17 protein-coding genes are annotated in these 26,945 nt (G+C 72.6%); 3 read left to right on the forward strand and 14 right to left on the reverse strand.

Going from position 1 to position 26,945, the window contains the following annotated elements:
* Window positions 1-78 precede the first annotated feature (78 nt).
* Together ACWD01_RS20000 and ACWD01_RS20005 are read left to right on the forward strand one after the other, a co-directional pair.
* Window positions 79-1,695, forward strand: coding sequence for an AMP-binding protein (locus ACWD01_RS20000; RefSeq protein WP_451163584.1), 1,617 nt, complete (start codon window positions 79-81; stop codon window positions 1,693-1,695).
* A gap of 4 nt (window positions 1,696-1,699) precedes the next feature.
* Entirely contained in the window at window positions 1,700-2,518 is an 819-nt protein-coding gene (locus ACWD01_RS20005) for a PaaX family transcriptional regulator (protein WP_451163586.1), read from the forward strand.
* A gap of 43 nt (window positions 2,519-2,561) precedes the next feature.
* On the opposite strand, the gene ACWD01_RS20010 is transcribed toward ACWD01_RS20005, so the two are convergent.
* Entirely contained in the window at window positions 2,562-5,042 is a 2,481-nt protein-coding gene (locus tag ACWD01_RS20010; protein WP_451163588.1) for a bifunctional salicylyl-CoA 5-hydroxylase/oxidoreductase, read from the reverse strand.
* A 1-nt stretch (window position 5,043) separates the two neighbouring features.
* Complete coding sequence (locus tag ACWD01_RS20015) at window positions 5,044-5,871, reverse strand: enoyl-CoA hydratase family protein (protein ID WP_451163590.1); 828 nt, start codon at window positions 5,869-5,871, stop codon at window positions 5,044-5,046.
* A gap of 228 nt (window positions 5,872-6,099) precedes the next feature.
* On the opposite strand from ACWD01_RS20015, the gene ACWD01_RS20020 reads away from it, so the two are divergent.
* Window positions 6,100-6,525 (forward strand): ATP-binding protein, encoded by a 426-nt coding sequence (locus tag ACWD01_RS20020; protein ID WP_451163592.1) that lies wholly within the window; start codon window positions 6,100-6,102, stop codon window positions 6,523-6,525.
* Window positions 6,526-6,684: 159 nt separating this feature from the next.
* Here the strand turns inward: ACWD01_RS20020 and argF are convergent, their stop codons facing one another.
* The 12 genes from argF to pulA all read right to left on the reverse strand — a co-directional run bounded on the left by argF (window position 6,685) and on the right by pulA (window position 26,945).
* Window positions 6,685-7,707 carry an ornithine carbamoyltransferase gene (gene argF, locus ACWD01_RS20025; RefSeq protein ID WP_451163594.1) on the reverse strand — a complete coding sequence of 341 codons (1,023 nt, stop codon included), beginning with the start codon at window positions 7,705-7,707 and terminating at the stop codon, window positions 6,685-6,687.
* Window positions 7,708-7,835: 128 nt separating this feature from the next.
* On the reverse strand, window positions 7,836-9,068 hold the full coding sequence (locus ACWD01_RS20030; protein WP_451163596.1) for an arginine deiminase: 1,233 nt from the start codon (window positions 9,066-9,068) through the stop codon (window positions 7,836-7,838).
* A 192-nt stretch (window positions 9,069-9,260) separates the two neighbouring features.
* Window positions 9,261-12,410 carry a DUF4132 domain-containing protein gene (locus tag ACWD01_RS20035; protein WP_451163598.1) on the reverse strand — a complete coding sequence of 1,050 codons (3,150 nt, stop codon included), beginning with the start codon at window positions 12,408-12,410 and terminating at the stop codon, window positions 9,261-9,263.
* Between the two features lie 103 nt (window positions 12,411-12,513).
* Window positions 12,514-15,081 carry a polynucleotide kinase-phosphatase gene (locus tag ACWD01_RS20040; RefSeq protein ID WP_451163600.1) on the reverse strand — a complete coding sequence of 856 codons (2,568 nt, stop codon included), beginning with the start codon at window positions 15,079-15,081 and terminating at the stop codon, window positions 12,514-12,516.
* Entirely contained in the window at window positions 15,078-16,538 is a 1,461-nt protein-coding gene (locus ACWD01_RS20045; RefSeq protein WP_451163602.1) for a 3' terminal RNA ribose 2'-O-methyltransferase Hen1, read from the reverse strand. The genes ACWD01_RS20040 and ACWD01_RS20045 overlap by 4 nt, the downstream gene beginning before the upstream one ends.
* A gap of 46 nt (window positions 16,539-16,584) precedes the next feature.
* Window positions 16,585-17,523: a homocysteine S-methyltransferase gene (mmuM, locus tag ACWD01_RS20050; protein WP_451163604.1), complete on the reverse strand. Its 939-nt coding sequence runs from the start codon at window positions 17,521-17,523 to the stop codon at window positions 16,585-16,587.
* A 16-nt stretch (window positions 17,524-17,539) separates the two neighbouring features.
* Window positions 17,540-18,463, reverse strand: a complete 924-nt coding sequence (locus tag ACWD01_RS20055; RefSeq protein WP_451163606.1) for an LLM class F420-dependent oxidoreductase — start codon at window positions 18,461-18,463, stop codon at window positions 17,540-17,542.
* 222 nt (window positions 18,464-18,685) lie between these two features.
* Window positions 18,686-19,171 carry a DUF6099 family protein gene (locus ACWD01_RS20060; RefSeq protein WP_451163697.1) on the reverse strand — a complete coding sequence of 162 codons (486 nt, stop codon included), beginning with the start codon at window positions 19,169-19,171 and terminating at the stop codon, window positions 18,686-18,688.
* Window positions 19,172-19,401: 230 nt separating this feature from the next.
* The gene (locus ACWD01_RS20065; RefSeq protein ID WP_451163608.1) at window positions 19,402-19,734 is read right to left on the reverse strand and encodes a nucleotide pyrophosphohydrolase; all 333 of its coding nucleotides are present in this window, start codon (window positions 19,732-19,734) and stop codon (window positions 19,402-19,404) included.
* Window positions 19,731-20,987, reverse strand: coding sequence for an AAA family ATPase (locus tag ACWD01_RS20070; protein WP_451163699.1), 1,257 nt, complete (start codon window positions 20,985-20,987; stop codon window positions 19,731-19,733). The genes ACWD01_RS20065 and ACWD01_RS20070 overlap by 4 nt, the downstream gene beginning before the upstream one ends.
* A gap of 77 nt (window positions 20,988-21,064) precedes the next feature.
* Window positions 21,065-21,463 carry a cell division protein SepF gene (locus ACWD01_RS20075; protein ID WP_356894886.1) on the reverse strand — a complete coding sequence of 133 codons (399 nt, stop codon included), beginning with the start codon at window positions 21,461-21,463 and terminating at the stop codon, window positions 21,065-21,067.
* An 85-nt stretch (window positions 21,464-21,548) separates the two neighbouring features.
* The gene (gene pulA / locus ACWD01_RS20080; protein ID WP_451163611.1) at window positions 21,549-26,945 is read right to left on the reverse strand and encodes a pullulanase-type alpha-1,6-glucosidase; all 5,397 of its coding nucleotides are present in this window, start codon (window positions 26,943-26,945) and stop codon (window positions 21,549-21,551) included.

Consider the following 26,945-nt stretch of genomic DNA (forward strand, 5'->3'; position numbering starts at 1 on the left):
ACGGTATCGCGAACTGTTGACTGTCGTCACCATCACGATACGCTCGTCTGGCGACGCCGACCCGACAGGGGGCGAACCATGGAGCTGACACCCTCGGCCCACACCGACACCTTCGCGCGCGACCGTCTGCCGCCCGCGGAGCAGTGGCCGGAACTACTCTTCGACCTGCCTTCGCTGCACTACCCGCGGCGGCTCAACTGCGGCACGGAACTGCTGGACCGCACGATCGAGCGCTTCGGCGCGGACCGCCCCGTCTTCCGCTCCGGCGGCGGCGAGGTCTGGTCGTACGGGGAGCTGCGCGGACGGGTCGACCGGATCGCGCACGTGCTCACCGCGGAGCTCGGGGTCGTCCCGGGCAACCGGGTGCTGCTGCGCGGGCCGACGACCCCGTATCTCGCGGCGTGCTGGCTGGCGGTGATGAAGACGGGCGCGGTGGCGGTCACCGTGCTGGCGCAGCACCGGGCCAGGGAGCTGGCGACGGTGTGCCGGATCGCCGCCGTCTCGCACGCGCTCTGCGATGTGCGGGCGGTCGACGACCTGGTCAAGGCGGAGGTGCCGGGGCTGCGGATCACCACGTACGGCGGGGACGCGCCCGGCGACCTGGTCCGGCTTGCGGACGCGCGGGCGGCGGAGCCGTACGAGGCGGTGGCGACCGCGGCCGACGACGTCGCGCTGATCGCGTTCACCTCGGGCACCACCGGCCGCCCCAAGGGGTGCATGCACTTCCACCGGGACGTGCTGGCGATCGCCGACACCTTCTCCGAGCATGTGCTGCGGCCCGAGCCGGACGACGTGTTCGCCGGCAGTCCGCCGCTCGGCTTCACCTTCGGGCTCGGCGGTCTGGTGGTCTTCCCGCTGCGCGCCGGCGCCAGCGCCCTGCTGCTCGAACAGGCGGGCCCCGGGCAGCTGCTGCCGGCGATCGCGGAGCACCGGGTGTCGGTGCTGTTCACCGCGCCCACCGCGTACCGGGTGATGCTCGACCAGCTCGACGGGCACGCCACCGGCTCCCTGCGGCGCTGTGTCTCCGCCGGTGAGAACCTGCCCGCCGCGACCTGGCAGGCGTGGCACGAGCGGACCGGGCTGCGGATCATCAACGGCATCGGCGCGACGGAGCTGCTGCACATCTTCATCTCCGCGGCGGACGAGGCGATCCGGCCAGGCACCACCGGCGTCGCGGTCCCCGGCTGGCAGGCGCGTGTGGTGGACGGCGAGGGGCTGCCGGTGCCGGACGGGGAGCCGGGGCTGCTCGCGGTCCGCGGCCCCGTGGGCTGCCGCTATCTGGCCGACGACCGGCAGACCCAGTACGTGCGGGGTGGCTGGAACCTCACCGGCGACACCTACGTCCGCGAGCCCGACGGCCGGTTCCGTTACGTCGCCCGCGCCGACGACATGATCATCTCGGCCGGTTACAACATCGCCGGGCCCGAGGTCGAGGACGCGCTGCTGCACCACCCCGACGTGACCGAGGCCGCGGTCGTCGGCAGACCCGACGCGCTGCGGGGCCAGATCGCGGTGGCGTACGTGGTGCTGCGCGACGGCGCGGCGGGCGGGGAGGCGGCCGCCGAGGAGCTGCGGGACTTCGTCAAGCAGCGGCTGACGCCGTTCAAATGCCCGCGGCGGATCGTCTTCCTGGACGCCCTGCCGCGTACGCCGACCGGCAAGCTTCAGCGGTTCCGGCTGCGAGCCCTAGAGTGATCACGTGGCCGAGCAGCACACCCCCAGATCCCTGATCGTCACCCTGTACGGCGCGTACGGACGCGAACGGCCGGGTCCCCTCGCCGTGGCCGAGCTGATCCGGCTGCTGGGCGCCCTCGGCGTCGACGCGCCGTCCGTCCGCTCCTCCGTGTCCCGGCTCAAACGGCGCGGGCTGCTCGTGCCGGAGCGCACGCCCGACGGCGCGGCCGGCTACGCCCTGTCCGAGGACGCCCGCCAGCTGCTCGACGACGGCGACCGGCGCATCTACGCCCCGTCGTCCGCCGACCTCTCCGACGGCTGGGTCATCGCCGTCTTCTCCGTGCCGGAGGCCGAGCGGCACAAGCGTCATCTGCTGCGCTCGCGGCTGGTCAGGCTCGGCTTCGGCGCGGCCGCGCCGGGGGTGTGGATCGCACCCGCCCGGCTCTGCGAGGAGACCCGGCACACGCTGCGGCGGCTCCAGCTCGACGCGTACGTGGACCTGTTCCGGGGGGAGCACCTCGGCTTCGCGGCAACGGCGGAGTCGGTCTCGCGCTGGTGGGACCTGGCGGCCATCGCCAAACAGCACGAGGAGTTCCTCGACCTGCACGAGCCGGTGCTGCGCTCCTGGGAGGCCCGGGAGGACACCCCGGCGGAGGACGCCTACCGGAACTACCTGCCGGCCCTGGACTCGTGGCGGCGCCTGCCGTACGCCGATCCGGGCCTGCCCGGCGAGCTGCTGCCGCAGGGCTGGCCGGGCGGACGCTCCGCCGAGGTCTTCGGACGGCTGCACGCCCGGCTGCGGGACGCGGGGGCGGCGTTCGTGACGGCGGCGGGTGAGGGGTGACGGCGCCGGTGCCGCGGTGGGTCGCCGTGGCGGCACGAGCGCCTCAGTCGAGGGTGAGCCTCGGCTTCGGGGCGTCGGTGCGGCCGGTGGGCGGCTTGCGGCTGCCCGCCCGGTACGGAAGGGGCCAGGGCGCGGCGTCGCCGGAGTAGCCCTGGTCGGCCGCCGCGTGGAGCGTCCAGTGGGGGTCGTAGAGGTGGGGGCGGGCCAGGGCGCAGAGGTCGGCGCGGCCGGCCAGCAGGATCGAGTTGACGTCGTCCCAGGACGAGATCGCGCCGACCGCGATGACCGGCACATGGGCCTCGTTGCGGATCCGGTCGGCGTACGGCGTCTGGTACGAGCGGCCGTACTCGGGGCGTTCGTCGGCGACGACCTGGCCGGTGGAGACGTCGATGGCGTCGGCGCCGTGCGTGGCGAAGGCGCGGGCGACGGCCACGGCGTCCTCGGCGGTGGTGCCGCCGTCGGCCCAGTCGGTGGCCGAGATACGGACGGTCATCGGCTTGTCGTCCGGCCAGACGGCGCGCATCGCGTCGAAGACCTCGAGCGGGAAGCGGAGCCGTCGCTCCAGGGAACCCCCGTAGGCGTCGGTGCGTTGGTTGGTCAGCGGGGAGAGGAAGCCCGACAGCAGATAGCCGTGGGCGCAGTGGAGTTCGAGCAGGTCGAAGCCGCTGCGGGCGGCTCGCCGGGTGGCGGCTGCGAACTGGCCGCGGATCTCGGTGAGTCCGGCGTGGTCGAGTGCGTGCGGGACCTGGTTGACGCCTGGGCGGTAAGGGAGCGGGGAGGCGGCGGACACGGGCCAGTTGCCGGTGTCCAGCGGCTGGTCGATGCCTTCCCACATGAGCCGGGTGGAGCCCTTCCGTCCGGAGTGGCCGAGCTGGACGCCGATCGCGGTGCCGGGCGAGCTCGTGTGGACGAAATCGGTGACGCGGCGCCAGGCGGCGGCCTGTTCGGGGGTGTAGAGGCCGGTGCAGCCTGGGGTGATGCGGCCCTCTGGGCTGACGCACACCATCTCGGTCATGACCAGGCCCGCCCCGCCGAGGGCGCGGGCGCCGAGGTGGACGAGGTGGAAGTCGCCGGGCATGCCGTCGTGGGCGGAGTACATGTCCATGGGTGAGACGACGACGCGGTTGCGCAGGGTCAGCCCGCGCAGCCGGAAGGGGGTGAACATCGGCGGGGTGTCCTGCGGGCAGCCGAACTCCCGCTCGACGGCGTCGGTGAAGGCAGGGTCGCGCAGCCGCAGGTTGTCATGGGTGACACGGCGGCTGCGGGTGAGGAGGTTGAAGGCGAACCGGCGGGGCGGCTGGTCCGTGTGGACGGCGAGCTCCTCGAACCAGCGCAGGCTGGCGGCGGCCGCGCGCTGCGTCGACTCGACGACCGGGCGGCGCTCGCTCTCGTAGGCGGCGAGGGCGGTGGGCAGATCGGGCTGCTCCTCGACGCAGGCGGCGAGCGCGAGGGCGTCCTCGACGGCGAGCTTGGTGCCGGAGCCGATGGAGAAGTGCGCGGTGTGCGCGGCGTCGCCGAGCAGCACGGTACTGCCGTGCGACCAGCGTTCGTTGACGACGGTGCGGAAGACGGTCCAGGCGGAGGAGTTGCCCCGCAGGGGGCGGCCACCGAGGGCCTCGGCGAAGACCTTGGCGCAGCGCTCGGTCGACTGCTGCTCGTCGCAGGCGTCGAGCCCGGCGGCGCGCCAGACCTCCTCGCGCATCTCGACGATGACGGTGGAGGCGTCGGGCGAGAAGGGGTAGCCGTGGAGCTGCATCACGCCGTGCTCGGTCTCGGCGATCTCGAAACGGAAGGAGTCGAAGGCGAAGTCGGCGGCGAGCCAGATGTACCGGCAGCGGTGTGTGGTGACGCGGGGCCGGAAGACGTCGGCGTGTGCCTCGCGGGTGGCGCTGTGGACGCCGTCCGCTGCGATGACGAGGTCGTGGCCGACGGCCAGGTCGGCGGCGGGCGGGGCGGGGGTGCGGAAGCGGAGACGCACGCCGAGGGACTCGCAGCGCTCGTGGAGGATCTCCAGGAGCCGGCGCCGGCCGAGGGCGGCGAAGCCGTGTCCGCCGGAGGTGAGGGTCTGCCCCCGGTGGGTGATGTCGATGTCGTCCCAGCGTACGAACTCGTCCTGGAGCGCCCGGTACACGACGGGGTCGGCATGTTCGATCCCGCCGAGGGTCTCGTCGGAGAGGACGACGCCGAAGCCGAAGGTGTCGTCGGGGGCGTTCCGTTCCCAGACGGTGATCTCGCGGGCGGGGTCGAGCCGCTTGAGCAGCGCGGCGGCGTACAGCCCGCCGGGGCCGCCGCCGATGACGGCGACGCGGAGGGGGCGGGCGGGAGGTGCGGCGGGGGGCGGGGGCGCTGACGGGTCCGGTTCGGCGGCCGGGGTCGGGGGCGCTGCTGGGGTCGGTTCGGCGGCCGGGGTCGGGGGCGGTCCGGTCGGCAGGTTCGGTGCCGGGTCGGCTGCCGGGGTTGGTCCGGCCGGCAGGTTCGCTGCCGGGTCCGCGCCCGGGTCGGCTGCCGGATTCGCCGGGGGCATGTCAGCGGCCCTGCCACTTCGGGGCGCGCTTCTCGGTGAAGGCCGCATGGAACTCCGCGTAGTCCTCGCCGTTCATCAGCAGCGCCTGCGTCGCCGCGTCCAGCTCGACCGACGCGGCGAGCGGCATGTCGAGCTCGGCCGTCAGCAGCGCCTTGGTCTGGGCGTGGGCGAGCGCCGGGCCGTCGGCGAGGCGGCGGGCCAGCTCGACGGCCCGTACGTCCGCCTGCCCTTCGTCGGCCAGCTCGCTGATGAGGCCGATCCGCTCCGCCTCCGGCGCGCGGACCGCGTCGCCCAGCATGAGCAGCCGCGTGGCATGGCCGAGTCCGACGACCCGAGGCAGCAGATAGGCCGCGCCCATGTCGCCGCCGGAGAGCCCCACCCTGGTGAACAGGAAGGCGAAGCGCGCAGAGGGGTCCGCGATCCGGAAGTCGGCCGCCAGCGCCAGGACCGCGCCGGCGCCCGCGGCGACACCGTGCACGGCCGCGATCACCGGGAAGGGGCACTCCCGGATCGCCCGTACGACCTGGCCGGTCATCCGGTTGAAGTCGAGGAGCTGGGCGGTGTCCATGGACAGGGTCGCGCCGATGATCTCGTCGACGTCTCCCCCGGAGCAGAAACCACGGCCCTCACCGGCGAGCACCAGGGCCCGCACCGAGCGTTCCCTGGACAGCTCGGCGAGCAGGTCGCGCAGGTCGGCGTAGGCACCGAAGGTCAGCGCGTTGAGCTTGTCCGGGCGGGCGAGGGTGACGGTCGCGACGCCGTCGTCCCTCGTCAGCCGCAGATGGCGCCAGTCCTCGGTGCGTGGGGCGGAACCGGTGAAGGGGCTCATGGAGTGGGGCCTCCTTGGGCGCGGGCGGTCTGCTGCTGCCTCTACCGTCGAAGCTATCACCTGTTTGTGACTGCCGTCACGACTGCGCTATACGACTGTCCCGACTCCGCGAAGGTCCCGTCCCGGTTCGGGCACAGGTCCCGGCCCCTGCGGGCTCTCACCCCTGGTTCCGCGTCCTGCGCTTCGTAGGGTTGAGAACTGGAACTGCCACCGAACGGGGAGTCCGCCTTGCGCCCAGCCACCGGTCCCGCCTCGTCGCGCTTCGCGCTGCCGCACACCACGGCAGCCGTTCCCATGGCGCGCGCTCTGGTGCGCGCCGCGCTGGAGGACGGCGACCACCCGGCGCCGGCGGACTGCGACACGGCGGAGCTGCTGACGGCCGAGCTGGTCGCCAACGCGGTGGAGCACACGGCGGAGGGTTCGCCCATAGAGCTGGTGGTGGCGCTGCTTCCCTCGGGCTGCCAGGTCGAGGTGCACGACGCGGACCCGGCGCCGCCCGCAGGGCTGACGGAGGGCGCGCCCATGCCGCGGCCCGATCCGTGGCAGGAGGGCGGCCGCGGGCTGCTGCTGATCCGGGCGCTGAGCGAGGCGTGCGGCCACCGGCCCACGGAGCGCGGCAAGGCGGTGTGGTTCATCCTCCCGGCCGAGACCTGACCCGCCGAGGCACGCAGGGTCGGGCGAGGGCAGGCGGTGCGACGCGCCCCGAGGCACGCAGGGTCCGGCCTGGGGGGCGGGCATGGGCGGGCGGGCGACCCCGGCCCCGTGCGCAGGGAGCCCCGGCCCCGCGCACCCCCGGGGCGCAGGGCCGGGTGCTTACAGGCCGACGGCGGGGCCGGTACCGGCGAGCGTCGCCACCAGGACGGCCTTGATGGTGTGCATACGGTTCTCGGCCTGGTCGAAGACCACCGAGTGCTCCGACTCGAAGACCTCGTCGCTGACCTCCAGCTCCGTCAGCCCGTGCCGCTCGTGGATCTCCCGGGCGACGGTGGTGCCCAGGTCGTGGAAGGCGGGCAGGCAGTGCAGGAATCTGACGTCCGCGTTCCCGGTCGCCCGCAGCACGTCCATGGTCACCGCGTAGGGCGCCAGCGCCTTGATGCGCTCGTCCCAGACCTCCTTCGGCTCCCCCATCGACACCCACACGTCGGTGGCGACGAAGTCGGCGTCCCGCACGCCCTCGGCGATGTCCTCCGTAAGCGTGATCCGGGCGCCGCTCACGGCGGCGAGCCGGTGTGCCTCGGCGACGACCCCGTCGGCCGGCCAGTACGCCCTGGGCGCGACGATGCGGACGTCCATGCCGAGCAGCGCGCCGGTGACCAGGTAGGAGTTGCCCATGTTGAAGCGGGCGTCGCCGAGGTACGCGAAGGAGGTCCCCTCCAGGGGCTTGTCGCCGTACTCGGTCACGGTGAGCACGTCGGCGAGCATCTGGGTGGGGTGCCATTGGTTGGTGAGCCCGTTGTAGACCGGCACACCCGCGTGCGCCGCCAGCTCCTCGACGGTGTCCTGGCCGTCACCGCGGAACTCGATGGCGTCGTAGATCCGGCCGAGCACCCGGGCGGTGTCCTTGGCGGACTCCTTGCTGCCGATGTGGGAGCCGGACGGGTCGATGTAGGTGGTCGAGGCGCCCTGGTCGGCGGCCGCCACCTCGAAGGAGCAGCGAGTGCGGGTGGACGACTTCTCGAAGATCAGAGCGATGTTGCGGCCGCGCAGTCGCTGGACCTCGGCGCCCGCGCGCTTGGCCGCCTTGAGCTCGGCGGCCAGGTCGACCAGGCCGCGGAACTCCTCGGCGGTGAAGTCCAGCTCCTTGAGGAAGTGGCGGCCTTCGAGATGTATCGCCATGATGGCTGCTCCTGCGTGGCGGATGCGATGACAGTGGAACTCTATACGATCCAATGCATTGCTATACGGCACTCGGGCGACCGGGCCGCGTGGGCCCAGCCGCGAGAGCGCACGGCCGACCCGCGCGGCTACACCGGGTCCCTCTCGACGGGACAGCTCATACAGCGGGGACCGCCCCGGCCTCTGCCCAGTTCGCTGCCCGGGATCTCGATCACCTCGATGCCCTGTTTGCGCAGATGGGTGTTGGTCGTCACATTGCGTTCGTAGGCGACGACGACGCCCGGTTCGACCGACAGGACGTTGCAGCCGTCGTCCCACTGCTCGCGTTCCGCCGCGTGCACGTCCTGCGTGGCCGTCAGCACCCGGATGTCCTTCAGGCCCAGCGCGGCGGCGATCGCGTCGTGCATCCGCTCGGGGGGATGGTCGCTGACCTTGAGCCCGCGCCCTCCCTCGGCAGGCTCGATGGTGTACGAGCGGAGCATGCCGAGCCCCGCGTACTGGGTGAAGGTGTCGCCGTCGACCATCGTCATGACGGTGTCCAGATGCATGAAGGCCCGGCGCTTCGGCATGTCGAGGGCCACGATGGTGCGGGCGGAGCCGGCGGCGAAGAGGCCGCGGGCCAGCATCTCCACGGCCTGCGGCGTGGTGCGCTCACTCATCCCGATCAGCACCGCGCCGTTGCCGATCACCAGCAGATCGCCGCCCTCGATGGTGGAGGGGTAGTCGTCCTGACCCTCGGACCAGTGGTGGAACGGCCCCGCCTCCGGGCCCACGAAGAGCGGGTGGTGCTTGTAGATGGCCTCGAAGTGCACGGTCTCGCGCTGGCGGGCCGGCCAGCGCATCGCGTTGATCGAGACCCCGTCGTAGATCCACGCCGAAGTGTCGCGGGTGAACAGATGGTTGGGCAGCGGGTGCAGCAGGAAGTCGTCCAGGTCCATCACATGGAAGCGCACCGACGTCGGCTCCGAATGACCGGCGAGGAACTCCCGCTTGGTCATCCCGCCGACCAGCGCCTCTACGAGGTCGGCGGTCGGCAGTTCGTCGAACGCGGCCCGCAGATGATCGGTGGCGAGCGGTCCGTACTCCTTCTCGTCGAAGACCCGGTCCAGCACGAGCTTTCTGGCCTCGGGGAGCTCCAGCGACTCGCGCAGAAGATCGCCGAAGAGATGCACCTCCACCCCCCGGTCGCGCAGCACGTCGGCGAAGCCGTCGTGCTCCTGCCGGGCGCGGCGCACCCAGAGCACGTCGTCGAAGAGCAGTGCGTCCTTGTTGCTCGGAGTGAGCCGCTTCAGCTCCAGATCGGGCCGGTGCAGTATGACCCGGCGCAGCCGCCCGGTCTCGGAGTCGACGTGGAATCCCATGTCACCATCCTGGCCGTGCCGCAGGCCGCTCACCCGTCGAACGGCTGATCGCGTCCGGACTTCGTGCGCGGGGGTCCGTCATGCGATGTGCGCGCCGGGGCCGACGCGAGGTCCAGCGGCGGTCCGCCGGGGGTCCGGCGGGGTCCGGCCGTAGGTCCGCCGGGCGACGTGTGCGGGTCGAGGAGGTGCACGTCAGGCGAGGTGCTTTCGCAGGTCCTCCTGCCGTATCTCGCAGACCAGGGCCTGCTGCAACGCCGTGGACGCGCGCCGCGCCGCGGCGGCGTCGTCGTCGGGGAGATCCGGCAGCATGCGTACGACGAGCCCCGCCAGGACCTGCGACGTGGCGGTCGCCGTGTAGACGTGGTGTCCGGCCCGGCCCCGGACGATCCGGTCGCGGCACTCCTCGAGCACCTCCGGGCCGACGGCGTCGAGGAGTTCACGAGCGTGGCCGGCCGGGACGGTGACGTCCCGGCCGGCGCCGCCGAGTATGCCGCTGAGCGCCTCGGCGAGCAGTGCCGCCGCGTCGGCCCCGGCCGCCTCCTTGGCCGGCCCCGCGAACGGGCCGGTCAGCCCTGCGGCGTGGAAGGGCTCGAGATGCACCAGCAGATCGAGCAGCGCCGTGAGCCTGTCGGATCCGCCGGTCCCGCCGGTCCCGTCGGCCCCATGCAGCCGCTGCCCGAGCTCCTCGGTGCCTTCCTCCACCACGGTCGTCAGCGGCCCGGACCGGCGCAGCGCGGCCAGGCCGCGGGGCGCGACCGTGAGCGGGTGCGCACCGGCCACATGCTTCTCCCGGCCGTGCCCCCGCACGACCAGTTCCCGGCCGACGAGAGGCCGCAGCACCGGATCGGCGGCGATCTCCTCGACGGCGGCGGGCCCCTTGGCCGCGAGCCATCGCACCACGTCGAGGCTCCCATGGGCGTACGGCTCCGCCCAGGGGATGCCGGCCCTCGACATCAGCGCCAGCAGGTCGAGATCCACGGCCGGTCCGGCCTGGCCGTGGGCCATCAGGCCCCCGGGCGGCTGCCATGCCTCGCCCGCCTCGCGCAGTCTGCGGGCCACGGCCGCGAGGACCGCGTCGAGACCGGCGACCGGCTGCTTCATGCCCTGGTACTGCTCCAGGAAGAGGCCGAGCCATGCCTTCACCTCGGCGGGCGAGGCGAGTTCGCCGGGCGAGGCCGGGGCGGGGGGCGCGGCCGGCTCGGGGCGCGCATCCCGTTCGTCGGGCGCGGCCGGCCCCGAGGAGGAAGAGGAGGAAGCGGGCGTGCCGTGCGCGGGGTCGCCGGTGATGGCCGAAAGCAGGCCGGTACGTCGCAGGAGCTCCAGCCAGCCCTCGGCGGTGGCCGCCTTGGCCGCCGCCGACGTCCCCCGCGGTGCGGCCATCAGCCGGAGCGCCCGCCGGGCGGCGGCCGGGCTCCTGGCCGTCAGGGCGGCGAGCGCCGGCTCCCAGGACTGCCAGACCGCAAGCGGGGCCTTGTCCATGCCCCCGCGGTGCAGCAGCGCGTCCAGGATCTCGGTGTGGTCCTCGTCGGCGGGCAGCGCCGCGCCGTCGGCGGCCCGGGCCAGGTCCCCCGCGAGGGAGCGCGGGGCCTCCCGCCCCGCGCGGCACCACACCAGCACCAGGCGCAGATACCGGTCGGCGGTCTCGGCCGGGGAGAGCCGTGCGGCAAGGCCCTGGCGGTACTCCTGCAGCAGCTTCGCCGACACCACACCGAGCCGGGTGAACTCGGCGAACGTGGCCGCGAGAGCGTCCTCGTCCACACGGCCGCCCTGTGACTCCTCGAGGCGGGACTCCTCGAGGCGGCGGGCCTCGGTGAAGAGGGGCGCCGCCATCGCCGGGCTGCCGGCTCCCGCAACCACCTTGGCGCCCTCGTACAGCGCGAAGGGCAGCAGCTCGGGTGTGGTGGCGGTCAATTTCGCCAGCGCCTGCTGCAACTGTGTCGCGGCGCGGCCCGGCTTGGCAGGGGCCGTTTCCGCGCACCGGCGCAACGGTGCCAGCAGCGCCATGGCCTGCCGCGCGTGCTGCGGATGGACCCGGCTGACCTGTGCCAGGAAGTCCAGCGGCCGGACCCTGACCCGGCCCACCGGCACGGCACCGGCCGTCGCGGGCCGGAGCCCGAGGGCGCGGGCGACCGCCGCCTCGCCCTCGACGGCGCGGCCCGGTACGAGCCGCACCAGGTGGTGGCCCTCGTCGAGCACCGGCCAGTCGAGCCGCAGGGCGGTGAGCGTCTCTTCGTTTGGCCCGGCGGGGATCCCGCCCAACACCGCGCCCGCGCCGAGGAGTCCGCTGTCGGAGGTGGTCCGGCGGGGCGCTGCCGGCTCCGCGGGCGGGCCGCCGGCAGAGCCGTACTCGGCGCAGTCGGCCAGGTAACGCTGGTAGACGGCGCCGGAGTCGGCGGGCAGTCCGGCCCGGCGGTCGGCGCCCCAGCCCTCGGTGTCCCGTTCGTCGTAGAGGGCGGCCATGGCGCGCAGCCCTTCCGACCAGACCACCCGGGGCACCGGGTCGTAGGCTCCGGTGCCGGTGCGCCCCCTGGCGTCGTCCCACCAGCAGTCGTGGATGTCCACCGGGGCCATCGGGCCCTGGTAGCGCAGGTCGACCCGCAACCGGTGGGTCCCGCCCCGCTCTTCGAAGGTGAACGTGACGGTCTCTCCGTTGACGCGGCCCCCGAAGCGGGACACCACGCGCTCGAAACGCGAACCGGAGTTGTACGCGGCGCCGTCGAAGGCCCTGATCCGGAAATGGCTCACATGCGGATGCGGGGCGGGTGAGGAGCCGGGGCGCACGTACACCGCGCGCCCGAGCTGTTCGATGCCCTGTTCGCCACCGAACTCGTCGAGCAGGTCCCGCCACCGTGTCAGTCGCCCGCTGCCCGCCGGGTCCAGCAGTACGGGGTGGGGAACCGCCACCACGGCGTCACTCAGTACGGTCCTCCCGCCGGGGCCGGTCAGCTCCAGGGCGCCGTCCGGTCCGGCGGCGACGTCCGTGAGCAGCCCCGCCCGGCCCACGTCCGGCTCACCGTCGGCGCAGGGCGCGACCACCGCGTACCGCAGGGCGCGCTGCCAGTACGGGTCGGGCCACACGTGCCGTATCAACGCGGCGGTGACCGGGAGGGACCGGGTCATCCAGTCCTCGACGCGGGTGCGGGCCTGTGCCGCGTGGTCGCCGATCCAGTCCGCGAGGGCCACCAGCTCCAGGGCCGCCGGGTCGCGCTTGAGAGCCGGCGGCACCTTCTTCAGCTCGCGGCCGGATCCGCCCCGCACGCGCAGCGCGGGCTTCGGCTCCGCGTACGGGTCGAGCGTCAGTCCGTACTCCCCGACGGACGTCCAGCCCCCGGTGGCGGTCATGCTTCCCCCCGAACTCCGTGCTGATCACCCGCCCTTCACGAGCGGGTGATCACAGAGTAGGACGAGCCACTGACAACGCCCCCGCGGCCGGTGTCCGGCGCGGTCAGAGCCGGGGGTCGACCGGCTCCGACTCCAGCGCCAGCACGGCGAACACGGCTTCGTGGACCCGCCACAGCGGCTCGCCGTCGGCCAGCCGGTCCAGCGCCTCCAGCCCGAGGGCGTACTCGCGCAGCGCGAGGGAGCGCTTGTGGTTCAAGAACCTGTTCCGGAGCCGTTCCAGGTTCTGCGGCCGGGTGTACTCGGGGCCGTAGATGATGCGCAGGTACTCGCGTCCGCGGACCTTGATGCCGGGCTGCACGAGCCTGCCCTTCCCGTCCCGTGCGAGTGCCTGCAGCGGCTTGACCACCATGCCCTCGCCGCCGCGCCCGGTCATCTCCAGCCACCAGTCGGTGCCGGCCCGCACCGACGCCTCGTCGGCCGTGTCGACGACCAGCCGCCTGGTGACCTGGAGCAGGCCGGTGGGGTCGTGCTCCACCAGCTTGTCCAGCCAGGCCAGTTGTTCGTCGTGCGGGACCGCGGCGAGGGAACGGCCCTGGACGGCGAGGATCTGGAACGGCGCGAGCCGTACCCCGTCGAGCCCGTCGGTGGTCCAGCAGTAGCGCCGGTAGGCGTCGGTGAACGCGGCCGCGTCGGCGGCCCGTCCGTGCTGCCGGTCGAGCAGGTCGGCCACCCCGGCGCCGCGCGCGGCGGCGGCCTCCAGGGCGGCGGCCGCCTTCGGCAGCACGGCCCCGGACGCGGCGCCGACCGCGGCGTACTGCGAACGCAGCAGCCCGGACGCCTTGACGGACCAGGGCATCAGCTCGGCGTCGAGCAGCAGCCAGTCCGTGTCGAGCGCGTCCCACAGGCCGGCGGCGGAGACGGCCGCGCGCAGACGGTCCAGGATCTCCTCGGTGATGGCGGGGTCGTCGAAGAAGGGCCGTCCGGTACGGGTGTGCAGCGCGCCCGTCGCTCCCTCGGCGCCGAACCGCTCCCGCGCGGCGCCGGCGTCGCGGCAGACCAGTGCGACCGCCCGCGAGCCCATGTGCTTCTCCTCGCACACGACCCTGGCGACGCCGTCGGCGCGGTACTGGGCGAAGGCCTCCGCCGGGTGCTCCAGATAGCCGTCCTCGCGGGAGGTGGCGGTGGGCGCCATCGTCGGCGGCAGGTACGTCAGCAGCCGGGGGTCGACGGCGAACCGGCTCATCACCTCGAGCGCGGCCGCCGCGTTCTCCTCGCGGACGGCGACCCGGGCCATGTGCCGGGTCTCGACGACCCGCCGGCCCTGTACGTCGGCGAGGTCGAGCGGCCGGCCCTCGCGTCCGCCCGGTGCTTCGGTGAGCAGCGGCCTGACCGGTTCGTACCAGACCTTCTCGGCCGGTACGTCGACCAGTTCGCGCTCGGGCCAGCGCAGGGCGGTCATCTTCCCGCCGAAGACGGCGCCGGTGTCGAGGCAGATCGTGTTGTTGATCCACGAGGTGTTGGGTACCGGGGTGTGGCCGTAGACCACGGCGGCGCGGCCCCGGTATTCCTCCGCCCACGGGTAGCGGACGGGCAGCCCGAACTCGTCGGTCTCACCGGTGGTGTCCCCGTACAGGGCGTGCGAGCGGACCCGGCCGGAGGTGCGGCCGTGGTACTTCTCGGGCAGACCGGCGTGGCAGACGACCAGCTTTCCCTCGTCGAGGACGTAGTGGCTGACGAGTCCGTCGATGAACTCCCTTACCCGCTCGCGGAAGGCGGGGTCCTTGGCGTCCTCCTTCTCCAGCTGCTCGATGGTCTCGGCGAGGCCGTGGGTGTGCTGGACGTTGCGGCCCCCCAGCCAGCGTCCGAGTTTGTTCTCGTGGTTGCCGGGCACGCACAGGGCGCTGCCCGAAGCGACCATGCCCATCACGCGCCGCAGCACGCCGGGGCTGTCGGGGCCGCGGTCCACGAGGTCGCCGACGAAGACGGCGGTGCGGCCCTCGGGGTGGACCCCGTCCGTGTAGCCGAGCTTGCCGAGCAGGGTTTCGAGCTCGGAGCTGCAGCCGTGGATGTCGCCGATGATGTCGAACGGTCCGGTGAGGTGGCGCAGGTCGTTGTAGCGGCGCTCGATGACGATCTCCGCGCGGTCGGCCTCCTCGACGCTGCGCAGGACGTGCACCTTGCGGAAGCCCTCGCGCTCCAGGCCACGCAGCGAGCGGCGCAGTTCGCGCCGGTGGCGTCCGATGACGTGGCTTGGCATGTCGGCCCGGTCGGGGCGGGTGGCGTTGCGGGCGGCGCAGACGTCCTCGGGCATGTCGAGGACGATCGCGATCGGCAGGACGTCGTGCTCCCGGGCGAGGCGCACCAGTTGCCGCCGGCTCTCGGGCTGCACGTTGGTGGCGTCGACGACGGTGAGCCGCCCGGCCGCGAGCCGCTTGCCCGCGATGTAGTGCAGGACGTCGAAGGCGTCGCCGCTGGCGCTCTGGTCGTTCTCGTCGTCCGCGACGAGCCCTCGGCAGAAGTCGGAGGAGATCACCTCGGTCGGCCGGAAGTGCCTGCGCGCGAAGGTGGACTTGCCGGAGCCGGTGGCGCCTACGAGGACGACCAGGGACAGGTCGGTCACCGGGAGCCGGCGGCCGGGGGTGGTGACCACGGCTTCTTCGGTACTGGTCATGTGGCCTTCGCCTCCTTCGAGGTCATCTCGAACACTGCCATCTGGGTGGGTGGCCCGACTTCGGGGTCATCGGGTCCGACGGGCACGAACCGCACCGCGTACCCGTGGCGTCCGGCGACGCCCTCGGCCCACTGCCGGAACTCCTCGCGGCTCCATTCGAACCGGTGGTCGCCGTGGCGCACATGGCCCGCGGGCAGCGTCTCCCAGCGGACGTTGTACTCGACGTTCGGCGTCGTCACGAGCACCGTGTGCGGCCTGGCCGCGCCGAACACCGCGTACTCCAGGGACGGCAGCCGGGGCAGGTCGACGTGCTCCACGACCTCGCTGAGCACCGCGGCGTCGTAGCCGGTGAGCCGCTTGTCGGTGTACGTGAGCGATCCCTGCATCAGCTTGACCCGGGCGGCCTGGCGCTCGCCGAGCCGGTCCAGCTTCAGGCGCCGGCCGGCGATCGTCAGGGCCCGTACGGACACGTCGACGCCGACGATCTCGGTGAACCGGACGTCCTTCAGCAGCGCCTGCACCAACTGGCCCTGTCCGCAGCCCAGGTCGAGCACCCGGCTCGCGCCCGCGTCGCGCAGTGCCGTCAGGATGGCGTCCCTGCGCTGCTCGGCGAGCGGCACGGGGCGTTCCTCGGTGTCGGTGGTCTCGTCCACGGCGTTGTCCACGTCCTCGACCTGGAGGTCGTCGGCCTCGGCGAGCCGCACCAGTTCGAGACGCTCCATGGCCTGGCGGGTCAGGCCCCAGCGGCGCGCGAGATAGCGGCTGGTGATCAGCTTCTGCTCGGGGTGCTCGGCCAGCCAGCCCTCGCCGGCCCGCAGCAGTTTGTCGACCTCGTCCGGTGCGACCCAGTAGTGCTTGGCGTCGTCGAGGACGGGGAGCAGCACATAGAGCTGGCGCAGCGCGTCGGCCAGCCGCAGCTCGCCTTCGAGCACCAGCGTCACGTAGCGGGAGTCGCCCCATTCGGGGAACTTCGGGTCCAGCGGGACGGGTTCGGCGGTGACGGAGCTCCAGCCGAGCGGTCCGAAGAGTTTGTGGACCAGTTCGGGGCCGCCCCGCGCGGGCAGCGCGGGCACCTCGACACGCAGCGGCAGGGGGGCCTCGGCCCGCCCGGGCAGGGCGTCGCACACGCCGCGCAGCGCGCTCTTGAACACCGCGCTCAGCGCCACGGCCAGCAGGGACGACGCCGCGTACGGGCGGTCGTTGACGTACTGGGCGAGTGCCGAGTCGGGGGCGCCGCCGCGGCCCTTGCCCTTGCCGCGCCGCACCAGCGCCACCGGATCCACCTCCAGCAGCAGCGCGGCCGTGCACCGCTCGGCGGACGCCTCGGGGTAGAAGACGTGCGCCGTGCCGTGCGAGGTGGAGAACGCCTGCGCGCTGTCGGGATGCTTGTGCAGCAGGAAGCCCAGATCGGTCGCGGGTCGCTCAGGGGTGCCGGTGGTACTGATCGTCAGGAACACGCGTTTGAGTATCGTCTCCCCCGGCCGCGCCGACCAGGGGTTTTCCTCAGGCCCTGAGGCCGGTTCCACCCTCCTGCCCCTCGTCCGGCACCAGCAGCCCGGCGAGTTCGCCGATCTCCCGCGGACCGACCCGGCAGCAGCCGCCGACCAGGCGCGCGCCCGCCGCGCGCCACTCCCGCACCCGGGCCGGGTCGTACGCGGAGCCGCCCCGCCAGGCCCGGGCCGCGGCGTCCCACCGCTCGCCGCTGTTGGGGTAGACGACGGCCGGCTTGCCGGTCACGCGGGACGCGAGCGCCACCGCGTCGGCGGCCTCCCGGGGATCGCAGCAGTTGACCCCGACGGCGATCACCTCGTCCCGGCCGGCGGCGAGCCGGAACGCCGCGGCGGCGTCCTGACCGGCGCGCGTCCGGCCGCCGGCGAGGGTGTACGACAGCCACACCGGCACGCCGCACCCTTCGGCCGCCCGCAGCAGCGCCTCCGCCTCGTCGGTGTCCGGCACGGTCTCCAGCGCGAGCACGTCCGGGCCCGCGGCGGCGAGCGCCTCGATTCGCGGCCGGTGGAAGCGCTCCAGCTCCCGCACCCCGAGCCCGTACCGCCCGCGGTACTCGCTGCCGTCCGCGAGCATCGCGCCGTACGGCCCGACGGAGGCGGCGACCCACACCTCGTGGCCGGCCGCCAGAGCCGCCGACCTGGCGAGGTCCACACTGCGCCCGAGCAGCCGGGCGGTCTCCGCCCGGCCGAGGCCCCGCCGGGCGAAGCCCTCGAACGTGGCCTGGTAGCTCGAGGTGATGAGCACCTGCGCCCCCGCCCGTACGTACGCGGTGTGCGCCGCCGCGATCTGGTGCGGTTCGTCGGCGAGCAGCCGGGCGGACCAGAGGCTGCCGGTCAGGTCGCAGCCCTGCGCCTGGAGCTGGTTGGACAGGCCGCCGTCGAGGACGACGGGCCCGGCGGCGAGGGCGACGGCCAGCGTACGTACGGGTTTCACGGCGGCTCCCGGTGGATCAGCCGAGCTGGGAGCCGACCTGGGACGAGATCAGCTCCAGGTGGTCGAGATCGTCGAGGTCGAGCACCTGCAGATAGACCCGCGAGGCGCCGGTCGCCGCGAAGCGTCCGATCTTGTCGACGACCTCGGCGGGCGAGCCCGCCAGGCCGTTGGCCTTCAGTTCCTCCACCTCCCGGCCGATCGCGGCGGCGCGGCGTGCCACTTCCGCGTCGTCCTTGCCCACGCACACGACCAGCGCGTTGGAGTAGATCAGGTCGTCCGGGGCGCGGCCGGCCTTCTCCGCGGCGGCGCGCACCCGGCCGAACTGCCGCTCGGTTTCCTCGATCGAGGCGAAGGGGAGGTTGAACTCGTCCGCGTACTGCGCGGCGAGGCGCGGGGTACGGGTCGCGCCGTGGCCGCCGATCAGCACCGGGACCTTGGTCTGGGCGGGCTTCGGCAGGGCGGGCGAGTCGGTCAGCCGGTAGTGCGTGCCCTCGTAGGAGAAGGTCTTGCCCACCTCCGTCTCCCACAGCCCGGTGACGATCGCCAGCTGCTCCTCGAGCCGCGCGAACTTCTCCTTGGGGAACGGGATGCCGTAGGCCTTGTGCTCGTCCTCGAACCAGCCCGCGCCCAGGCCCAGTTCGACGCGGCCGCCCGACATCTGGTCGACCTGGGCGACCTGGATGGCCAGCACGCCCGGCAGCCGGAAGGTGCCCGCGGTCATCAGCGTGCCGAGGCGGATGCGGCTGGTCTCACGCGCCAGTCCGGCGAGGGTGATCCAGGCGTCGGTCGGCCCGGGCAGCCCGTCGGCGGACCCCATGCTCAGATAGTGGTCGGAGCGGAAGAAGGCGTCGAAGCCGAGGTCCTCGGCGGCCTTGGCGACGGCCAGCAGGGTGTCGTAGCTCGCCCCTTGCTGGGGCTCGGTGAAGATTCGAAGATCCATCAATTTCCTAGCGCGAGGACCGCCGGCTTCATCCGGCGGGGAGGTTCCCTTGTCTGTGCTAGTTTCCCACTTGTCCCGCGAGGGATCGGTTCGAGCTGGACCGCAACCTTCGGGTTGGAAGCCCCCTCTTGAGGGGAGCGGAGCCACGGTTCCATTCTGCGCCTTCGGTTGTCGGCCGTCGGCCTGCCGCAGCGGAACTCGCGGACCGGCCGCCCGAAGCCGTCAAGGTCCCGCGCGGCCGTGGACGGTTTCGGGCGGCCGGTCCGGCTCGCGCTCCGCGAGCCGGCGCAGCATCCCCCGGACGCGGTCGCTCGACTCGTCGGCCGTGTCTATCGTCTCGATGCACTGCCAGTACAGACCCTCGTCGTCCGTGGCGCAGGCGACCCCCACCAGCGCGATGCCGACGTCCCCGAGCAGCACGTTCAGAGCCAGTAACGCCGCTTCCGGGTCGGCGACTTGGGACAACTGCGCCGCCCGCACGCCACCGCTGCGCACCATGGGGTGGTCGAGCACCCCGCATCCGCGGCCCCCGATCTCGCTCAGTCCCGCGGCCTCCCCTCTGATCTCCGTCGGACCCACGATCGCCAGCCGGGCGCCGATCGCCTGCGCCAGCGCCTGGGCCTGCCAGGCCTCCGCGACGATCTCCGGCACCGCGCGGCTCTGGGCCAGCGCATGGCGGCACACCTTCACGAGTCGTTCCGCATCCATCTGCACGCCCCCGCTCGTACGACTTTCTTCCTACTGAGTTCATTACCCAGAGTGAAGCTCATTGAGCCAGAAAGCCAGGGGAATTCGGAAATCTGTGGACAGCAAGGCGGTTGTGGACAACTCGGCAACTCCATAGAGTGACGAAACGCCGTTGTGCACCTCGCGGAAGGCGTCCGTCGGCCTCCGGTTCTCACTTCGGGCGCTCGCTTCAGACGCCCGCCTCGACGCGCTCACTTCACGGGGAATCGGATCTCGTTCCGGTCGATCTTCTCCGACAGCGCCCGGAGGGGGTCGATCCCGAGCACCTCGCAGAACTGGAGCAGATAGGCCAGCACGTCCGCGACCTCGTCCCGCACCCGGTGCGCGTCCCCGTCGTCGTCCATGACCCGCGCGGACTCCTCCGGCGTCAACCACTGGAAGATCTCCACCAGTTCGGCCGCCTCCACGCTCAGCGCCACGGCCAGGTTCTTCGGCGTGTGGTACGGCTCCCAGCCGCGCGCCGCCGCGAACGACGCCAGCCGGCGCTGCAACCCCTCGACATCCAGCCCGTCATCTCTTGTCACGGCACCAGGTCTACCACCGTCACGCCGCCGATCCCCCGCGCGCACGACGCGTCGGTGACCGTCCCCACCAGCCTGATGTGTCCCCGGGCGCACATCTCCGCCCCGAGCGCCACCAGTTGGCGGGCCTGCTCCGGATCGAGGCAGCGGTCGAAGCCGTCGGCGAGCACCGTGAGCGACTGGTACGCCACCGGCACCTCCGCGACCTGGTCCATGGCCAGCACGCCCGGCCCGGTGAGCAGCACGAGGGCGAGCCCCAGATATCTGAGCTCGCCCTCGCCGAGCCGCCCGAGCGGCGTCGCCCCACCGGCGGCGCCCCGGTCGAGCAGGGCGCGTACCCGGCCGTTCGCCAACTCCTCGACGGTCAGGTCGTCCACGGCTCCCGCGCACCCGGTCCGGGCTGCCGCGGCGAGCCTGGCGTGCCGCCTGGCGCATTCGCTGCGGGTGCGGTGCAGCACCTCCGCGAGGTTGTCGCAGCCGCGGCGCAGCCGACCCGGCCCGGCGGGCACGGGCGCCCGCATCCGCTCCGGCCGGGGGTCGCAGGCGAAGACCGACCGCAGCGCCACCACGACCTGTTCCGCCGCGGCGAGCACCTGTAACTGGGCGTCGGTGCTGCCCGCGACGCGCAGCGGCAGCAGCGCCGTGCCGAGCCTGTCGTCGGGCAGCGGGCCGCGGGTGACGATCGCCGAGCCCGCGGTGTGCCAGGCGGCTTCGAGCACGGAGCGGGAGGGGTCGCGCAGCGCCGTGGTCAGCAGGGTCCGGCCGCCGCAGGTGAGCCGTTCGCCGACCACCCGCAGCCGCGGCTCGGCCTGTACGGCGACGTCGAGGCGCACGGGGCCGGCCGGCCCGTCGACGGTGCAGCCGATCCGGAAGCCGCGCCGCCCCTGCCGGTCGGCCACCGCCCGTTCCGGGACGCACTCGAGCGGCTGGGGGAAGGCGGTGGCCAGATCGCAACCGGAGCCCAGCAGCGCCAGGGCCTCGTACGCCTGCAGGGCGTTCGACTTGCCGCTGCCGCTCGCTCCGGCGAGCAGGGTCATGGGGCCGATCGGGAAGACGGCGGAGCGGTGCGACCTGAAGGCGGAGAGCCGCAGTTCGGTGACGGCGGGCCGGTCCCTGCCGCCCCTGGGCGAGGTGCCCGTGGCCAGGGGGTCATTCCCCCGGACCGGCGATGTGTCCGCGGCGAGGGCGTCGCTCCCCCGCCCCGCTGCTGCGCCCCCGGCCGGAGTGTCGCTGCAAGTCGATGCGTCCCGGTCCATGACCAGCGTGTTCGCGTCCATGAGCGGGACGGTACGCAGCAGTGAACACGCGGAACCGTTCCGCCTTGGGCAGCTTCCTACGAATGAGGGACGGCGGCGGCCGCGATCCCCTCGACCTCCGTGCCGACCGGCGCCAGCAGGAAGACGTTCCGGTCGACCCGGTGCATCCCGCAGCCGAGTCCGAAGACGACGCCGCTGCTGAAGTCCAGGATGCGTTTGGCGACATCGGTGTCGGCGCCGGTGAGGTCGAGCAGCACCGGCATCCCGGCGATGAGGTACTCGGCGACCTCGCGGGCGTCGGCGAAGACCTGTACCCGCAGGACGATGAAGCGGCGGTGCTCGGCGGCCTCGTACTCCCGTGGGACCGTGACGTGGTCGACCCGCGACGGCCACTCGTTGCGGCCGCGCAGCGGAACCACCTGGGCCAGGCCCTCCCACTGCTCGTCGGTGACGTCGTACCTCTCGTACCTACTCATGGGTCCATCCTCGCTCCCCTCACCCGTTCGGCCCAACAGCGACACGGGTGAGGGGGCGGGGAACCTCAGGTGACGAACGCGGCGGTCAGCCGCGCTCGAACACGGCGACCGTACGGGCGGGAACCGTGAAGCTGCCCGAACTCCTCTCGTACTCGGACGACTTGACGACCTCGTCCGCGCCGGCGCGCTGGACCGGGTGGAGGGCGTAGCCCTGGCCGGCGAGCGCCTCGATCCGCTGCGTCTGCCGCTCCGGCGTGGCGTTGAACACCACGACCAGGTCGTCCAGGCGCATCGTGATCACTCCGGGCGTCTCGTCCTTGCCCGACAGCGGGAAGGACAGTGCCGACTGGACCTGCTCCGCGGTGGACAGGCCGAAGGCCGGCTCCCCGGTGCGGATCCTCAGCAGGTCGCGGTAGGCGGCGGACGTGCCGTTGATCTCCGCGCAGCCCACGGTCAGTGTGGGCGCGGTGAGCAGCGGCTTCGCGAAGCCCCACTTGGGCTTGTTGTCGGCCTCCGGCGGCAGTCCGCGGCCGAAGCCGTTGCCGTCGCGGCAGTCCCAGTGGATCGCGTTGAACCAGTCGCCGCTGTCGTACGAGTTGCGGTCCAGGGACTTGGAGCGCAGCAGGTCCGACCCGGCCTGGGAGAGCGCCGGGCCCTGCGACAGCGCGGAGACGGCCATCGACAGCACCTGCATCCTTGCCCGGTCGGCCGGGGAGGTGGCGGCCGGGAGCTTGAACGCGAGGGCGTCGTACAGCGATTCGTTGTCGTGGGCGTCCGAGTAGGCGAGAGCGTCACCGGGTACGGCGGCGTAGCCGGCCGGTGCGCCGTTGTAGTCGACCTCGGAGCCCTTGACGGTCCGGCCGGCCGTGTCGGTGAAGGAGTAGGAGGCGAGGTTGCCGGACAGCCCGACCTTGATCAGGTCCTGGTAGTGCAGCAGCCGTGCCTTCTGCTCGGCCTCGGTGCCGTTGGCCTCCTTGGAGGCCGCGGGGTTGGGGTCGGTGAACAGGCCGGAGCCGAAGCCCTGCACGCCCGGGTCCTCGTCGAACGGGCCGCCGCCGCGGACGGCGTCACGCGCCCGGTCGGAGAAGGTGGCGATGCCGGTGCCCGCCATGTGCTTCTGGGTGGCCTGGACGAAGCGGGCGTCGTCGGCGACCTCACCGAAGTTCCAGCCCTCGCCGTAGAGAATGATCTTCTTGCCGTCCACGCCGTCCCGCTCGAGCGTGAGCTCGTCGAGCGCGGCGCGCACCGCGAGGATGTTCTCCTTCGGGTGGTGGCCCATCAGGTCGAAGCGGAAGCCGTCGACCTTGTAGTCACGCGCCCAGGTCACGACCGAGTCGACGACGAGCTTCCCCATCATCGCGTTCTCCGGCGCGGTGTTGGCGCAGCAGGTGGAGGTGGCGACGCTGCCGTCGGCCAGCAGCCGCTGGTAGTAGCCGGGCACGACCTTGTCGAGCACGGACTTGTCCGACTGGCCGGCGGCCACGGTGTGGTTGTAGACCACGTCCATGACGGTGCGCAGTCCGTCCTCGTTCAGCGACTTGACCATCTGCCGGAACTCGACGGTGCGTCGGGTGCCGTCCGGATCGGTGGAGTACGAGCCCTCCGGCACGGTGTAGTGCAGCGGGTCGTAGCCCCAGTTGAACGCGTCCTTCGCGGCTGCCTTCGCGATGCACGCCTGCTGCTCGGCCGAGTCGGGCGCGAGGATCTTCAGGTCGCACTCCGGCTGCTGCTGCTCCGACTTCCGCTCCGGGATGGTGCCGATGTCGAAGGCGGGCAGCAGATGCACGTACGAGGTGCCGGCGGCCGCCAGCTCGCGCAGGTGCCGCGAGCCCCTGCTGTCCTTGTCGGCGAAGGCGAGGTAGGTGCCCTTGTGGTCGGCCGTGGCGTCCGCGATCGAGAAGTCGCGGATGTGCAGCTCCTGGATCTGGGCGTCCCCCAGCGGCACGGCGGCGGGCTTCTTCAGCGCCGACCAGCCGGCCGGCATGAGCGACCTGTCGGACAGGTCGGCGACGAGGCTCCGCTCCGAGTCGGTGGTCAGGGCGAGCGAGTAGGGGTCGGTGACCTTGTTGGTGACGACCTTCTGGACGCTGGGCGCCCAGACCTTCACGTGGTACCGGTACGCGTCGCCCTTCCAGTTCTTCCTGCCCCTGACCGACCAGACGCCGCTGGCGTCGTCGCGGCGCATGGCGACACGCTTCCCGTCGAGTTCCAGGGACACGTGCTGGGCGGTCGGCGCCCACAGCCGCAGCGTCGGCACGCCCTTGCGGTCGAAGGTGGCGCCGAGGTCGGCCCTGGTGGCCTTCGCCGCGTACAGGTCGTCGAGGACTCCGGCGATCTGCACTCCGGTGGCGCTCACCGCGGCGCCGTTGGCCGCGTACTGCGCGGCCACGAGCTGCCCGCGCAGCGCCTCACGCACCCTGTCACGGTCGCGCGGGTCGACGGACCAGGCCGGGTACGCCTTCAGATGGGGGTACGCGGCCTTCTGCGCGTCGGTCAACTCCGTCCTGTTGAGCCGCAGCACCCGGCGCTCCCCGGTGAGGGCGCCGTCCTTGACGGCGATGGAGCCGTCGCGCGCGTACAGCAGGGCGCTGGAGGCGGCGGCGTCGCTGCCCTTCCAGGCGACGGTGTCCGCGTCGATCCAGACGGCCTCCGCCTTGGCGAGGTCGAGTGCCGCGCCGCCGCCCTTGGGCTGCGGCAGCAGGTGCTTCTCCTGGCCCGCGAGCAGCCACACCTCGTGGCCGGCCGCCTTGAGGTCGAGCGACCGGTCGGACGGCAGGTCCTTCTGGTCGCCCTTGTGCACGATGTAGCTGAGCGAGGTCGCTCCGGCCGCGAGCGGCACCTCGAAGACCGCGCCGTACGCGTCGGTGCGCACCGGCTCCAGCGGCTTCGACCAGTCGGTCGGGTTCGCGGCGCCGGTCCAGGTGTGCAGGCCCCAGCCGGTGTAGTCACCGTCGGGGCGCTGGTAGTGGATTACCACCTTGCTGGTGTCCTGCGGCGGGTACGCGCCCTCGGGCGCCGTGTTGCGCACCGCCGGGTCGCCCTGCTCGATCCAGACCTCGCCGGTCTTCGACAGGTCGATCGCGCGGTCGGCGTCGGTGTCCTTGACGCCGTCCTTGTTCACGGCGATGAAGCCCACCGACGAGGCGCCGGGCTTGAGCTTGACGTGGGCGAAGGCGCCGTAGGCGTCGCGGCCGCTGAACGGCTTGCCGGCGGGCCAGGTGGTGCCCTCGCCCTCGGCGATGTCGCCCCACGTGTAGAGGCCCCAGTCGGCGTAGTCTCCGTCCGCGCGCTTGTAGTGGACGATCGCGTAGTCGCGCTGGGTGGCGGTCGGGGGCTGCTCCACGGCCGGTGCGCCGCTGGTGGTGGCGGCGGTCGCGCTCGCGGTGCGGCCCGCGCTGTCGACGACGACGGCCTTGTACCGCAGGGCGGTTCCGGCCGGGGCGGTGACGCGCTGGGTGACCTTGTAGGGGGCGTGGTCGGCGGAGCCGAGGACCTGCCAGTCGCCGTTGCCGGTCTGGGCGGCGAACACGACGCGGTTCAGCTGCCCGCCGTCGGTGTCGGCCGTGATCTCGACGGTGCCGGTGGCGCCGGCCTCGGGGGCCTTCAGGGTGAGGGTGGGCTCCGCGCCGGGCGCGCCGAGCGGCTTGGCCGCCTTCAGCACCAGGGCGCCCAGCGCAGGGACGGTGACCTCGATGCTCTTGTCACCGCCGCTGCGGACGGTGGCGTCACCGCCGTGGAGCGCCGCGAAGTCCATGCCCGCGGAGCCGGTGGGGACCTTGACCGTCTTCGCCCCGGCCGCGTTGTTCACGGCCACGACGTACTCGGTGCGCGTCTTCGGGTCCGTACGGGAGAAGGCGTACACCGAGCCCTCGGCGTGGCGCTGCTCCTGGATGCCGTCGCGCAGCGCCGGGTGGGCCCTGGTGAGCTTCGCCAGCGCGGCGATCTGGCGGTAGAGCGGGTGGGAGGTGTCGTAGGCGTCGGCCGCGTGGGTGCGGTCGGTGCCGAGCTGGTCGTCGTCCAGGTAGTCCCCGGTCTTCGAGGCGAACAGCGTCTGGCGGGCGTCCTTGTCGCCGCCGGCGCCGGTGTAGCCCTGCTCGTCGCCGTAGTAGACGACGGGGTTGCCGCGGCTGAGGAACATCAGCTCGTTGGCCAGCTTGTACCGCGCCAGCAGTTCGGCGTCGCCGGCATTCGGGTTGTCCTGTGCGAGGAACGTGCCGAAGCGGCCCATGTCGTGGTTGCCGAGGAAGGGCACCGACTCGTAGGCGTTGGCCCGGCCGGTGGTGTAGCGGTAGTCCTGCGCGAACAGGTTCGCCAGCTTCTCGGCGGAGGCGCCCTGGGAGGCGTAGGCGCGGGCGGCGTCCTGGAAGGGGAAGTCCAGGGTGGCGTCGAGGCGGCCCTCGGTCACGTACTTCGAGGTGATGGCCGGGTCGGCCGAGTACACCTCGCCGAACATGAAGAAGTCGTCACGGCCGCGCTTCGCCGCGTACGCGTCGAGCGCGGTCGCCCACTGGGTCCAGAACTCGGTGTTGACGTGCTTGACCGTGTCGATGCGGAAGCCGTCGATGCCGAAGTCGCGGACCCAGCGCTGGTAGATCTTCGCCATGCCCTCGACGACCTCGGGACGCTCGGTCCACAGGTCGTCCAGGCCGACGAAGTCGCCGTTCTCCGAGGACTCGCCGGCGAAGGTCGAGTCACCGCGGTTGTGGTACATCGTCGGGTCGTTGAGCCATGACGGGACCTTGAGGTCCTTCTTGTCCTCGGGCACGACGGGGGTGCGCGGGAAGGAGTCCGTGCCGACGCGCGGGAAGCGCTTCGAGCCGTCCGCGTAGTCGGTGTCGTCGAACGGCTCGCCGTCCTTGGTCAGATAGGGGAAGGCGCCCTCGGAGAGGTAGTCGTACGACTTCTCCTTGTAGTCCACGACGTCGGCGGTGTGGTTGGTGATGACGTCGAAGAAGACCTTCATGCCCTTGGCGTGGGCCTTGTCGACCAGCTTCTCCAGGTCGGCGTTGGTGCCGAAGTGCGGGTCGACCTGGGTGAAGTCGGTGATCCAGTAGCCGTGGTAGCCGGCGCTGGCGTCCTTGCCCTCGCCCTGCACGGGCTGGTTCTTGAAGATCGGCGCCATCCAGATGGCGGTGGTGCCGAGGCCCTTGATGTAGTCCAGCTTCTCGGTGATCCCCTTGAGGTCGCCGCCCTGGTAGAAGCCCTTGTCGGTGGGGTCGTAGCCGGTCGCGAGGCGCGAACCGGTCAGTCCGCCGCGGTCGTTCTTCGGGTCGCCGTTGGCGAAGCGGTCGGGCAGGACGAAGTAGAACTGCTCACGCGTCAGGTCGTGACGGGCGGGCTCGGCGGCCAGCGATCTGTCCGACGGCGGTTTCGGCGGTTTGGGCGCCGCTGCCGCCGGAAGGGCGGACACGAGCGCCGCGACCGTCGCCGTCGCCACGGCGGCGGCCACTGCGCTGCGCAGCGGGATACGGGGGCGTATCAA

The organism is Streptomyces sp. NPDC002835 (assembly GCF_053591995.1).

Excerpts from the sequence above, each read along its gene's own strand:
- ACWD01_RS20000 (WP_451163584.1), top strand. The coding sequence starts at position 79 with ATGGAGCTGACACCCTCGGCCCACACCGACACCTTCGCGCGCGACCGT.
- ACWD01_RS20010 (WP_451163588.1), bottom strand. The coding sequence starts at position 5,042 with ATGCCCCCGGCGAATCCGGCAGCCGACCCGGGCGCGGACCCGGCAGCG.
- ACWD01_RS20015 (WP_451163590.1), bottom strand. The coding sequence starts at position 5,871 with ATGAGCCCCTTCACCGGTTCCGCCCCACGCACCGAGGACTGGCGCCAT.
- argF (WP_451163594.1), bottom strand. The coding sequence starts at position 7,707 with ATGGCGATACATCTCGAAGGCCGCCACTTCCTCAAGGAGCTGGACTTC.
- ACWD01_RS20030 (WP_451163596.1), bottom strand. The coding sequence starts at position 9,068 with ATGGGATTCCACGTCGACTCCGAGACCGGGCGGCTGCGCCGGGTCATA.
- ACWD01_RS20035 (WP_451163598.1), bottom strand. The coding sequence starts at position 12,410 with ATGACCGCCACCGGGGGCTGGACGTCCGTCGGGGAGTACGGACTGACG.
- ACWD01_RS20040 (WP_451163600.1), bottom strand. The coding sequence starts at position 15,081 with ATGACCAGTACCGAAGAAGCCGTGGTCACCACCCCCGGCCGCCGGCTC.
- ACWD01_RS20055 (WP_451163606.1), bottom strand. The coding sequence starts at position 18,463 with ATGGATCTTCGAATCTTCACCGAGCCCCAGCAAGGGGCGAGCTACGAC.
- ACWD01_RS20060 (WP_451163697.1), bottom strand. The coding sequence starts at position 19,171 with ATGGATGCGGAACGACTCGTGAAGGTGTGCCGCCATGCGCTGGCCCAG.
- ACWD01_RS20070 (WP_451163699.1), bottom strand. The coding sequence starts at position 20,987 with ATGGACCGGGACGCATCGACTTGCAGCGACACTCCGGCCGGGGGCGCA.
- ACWD01_RS20075 (WP_356894886.1), bottom strand. The coding sequence starts at position 21,463 with ATGAGTAGGTACGAGAGGTACGACGTCACCGACGAGCAGTGGGAGGGC.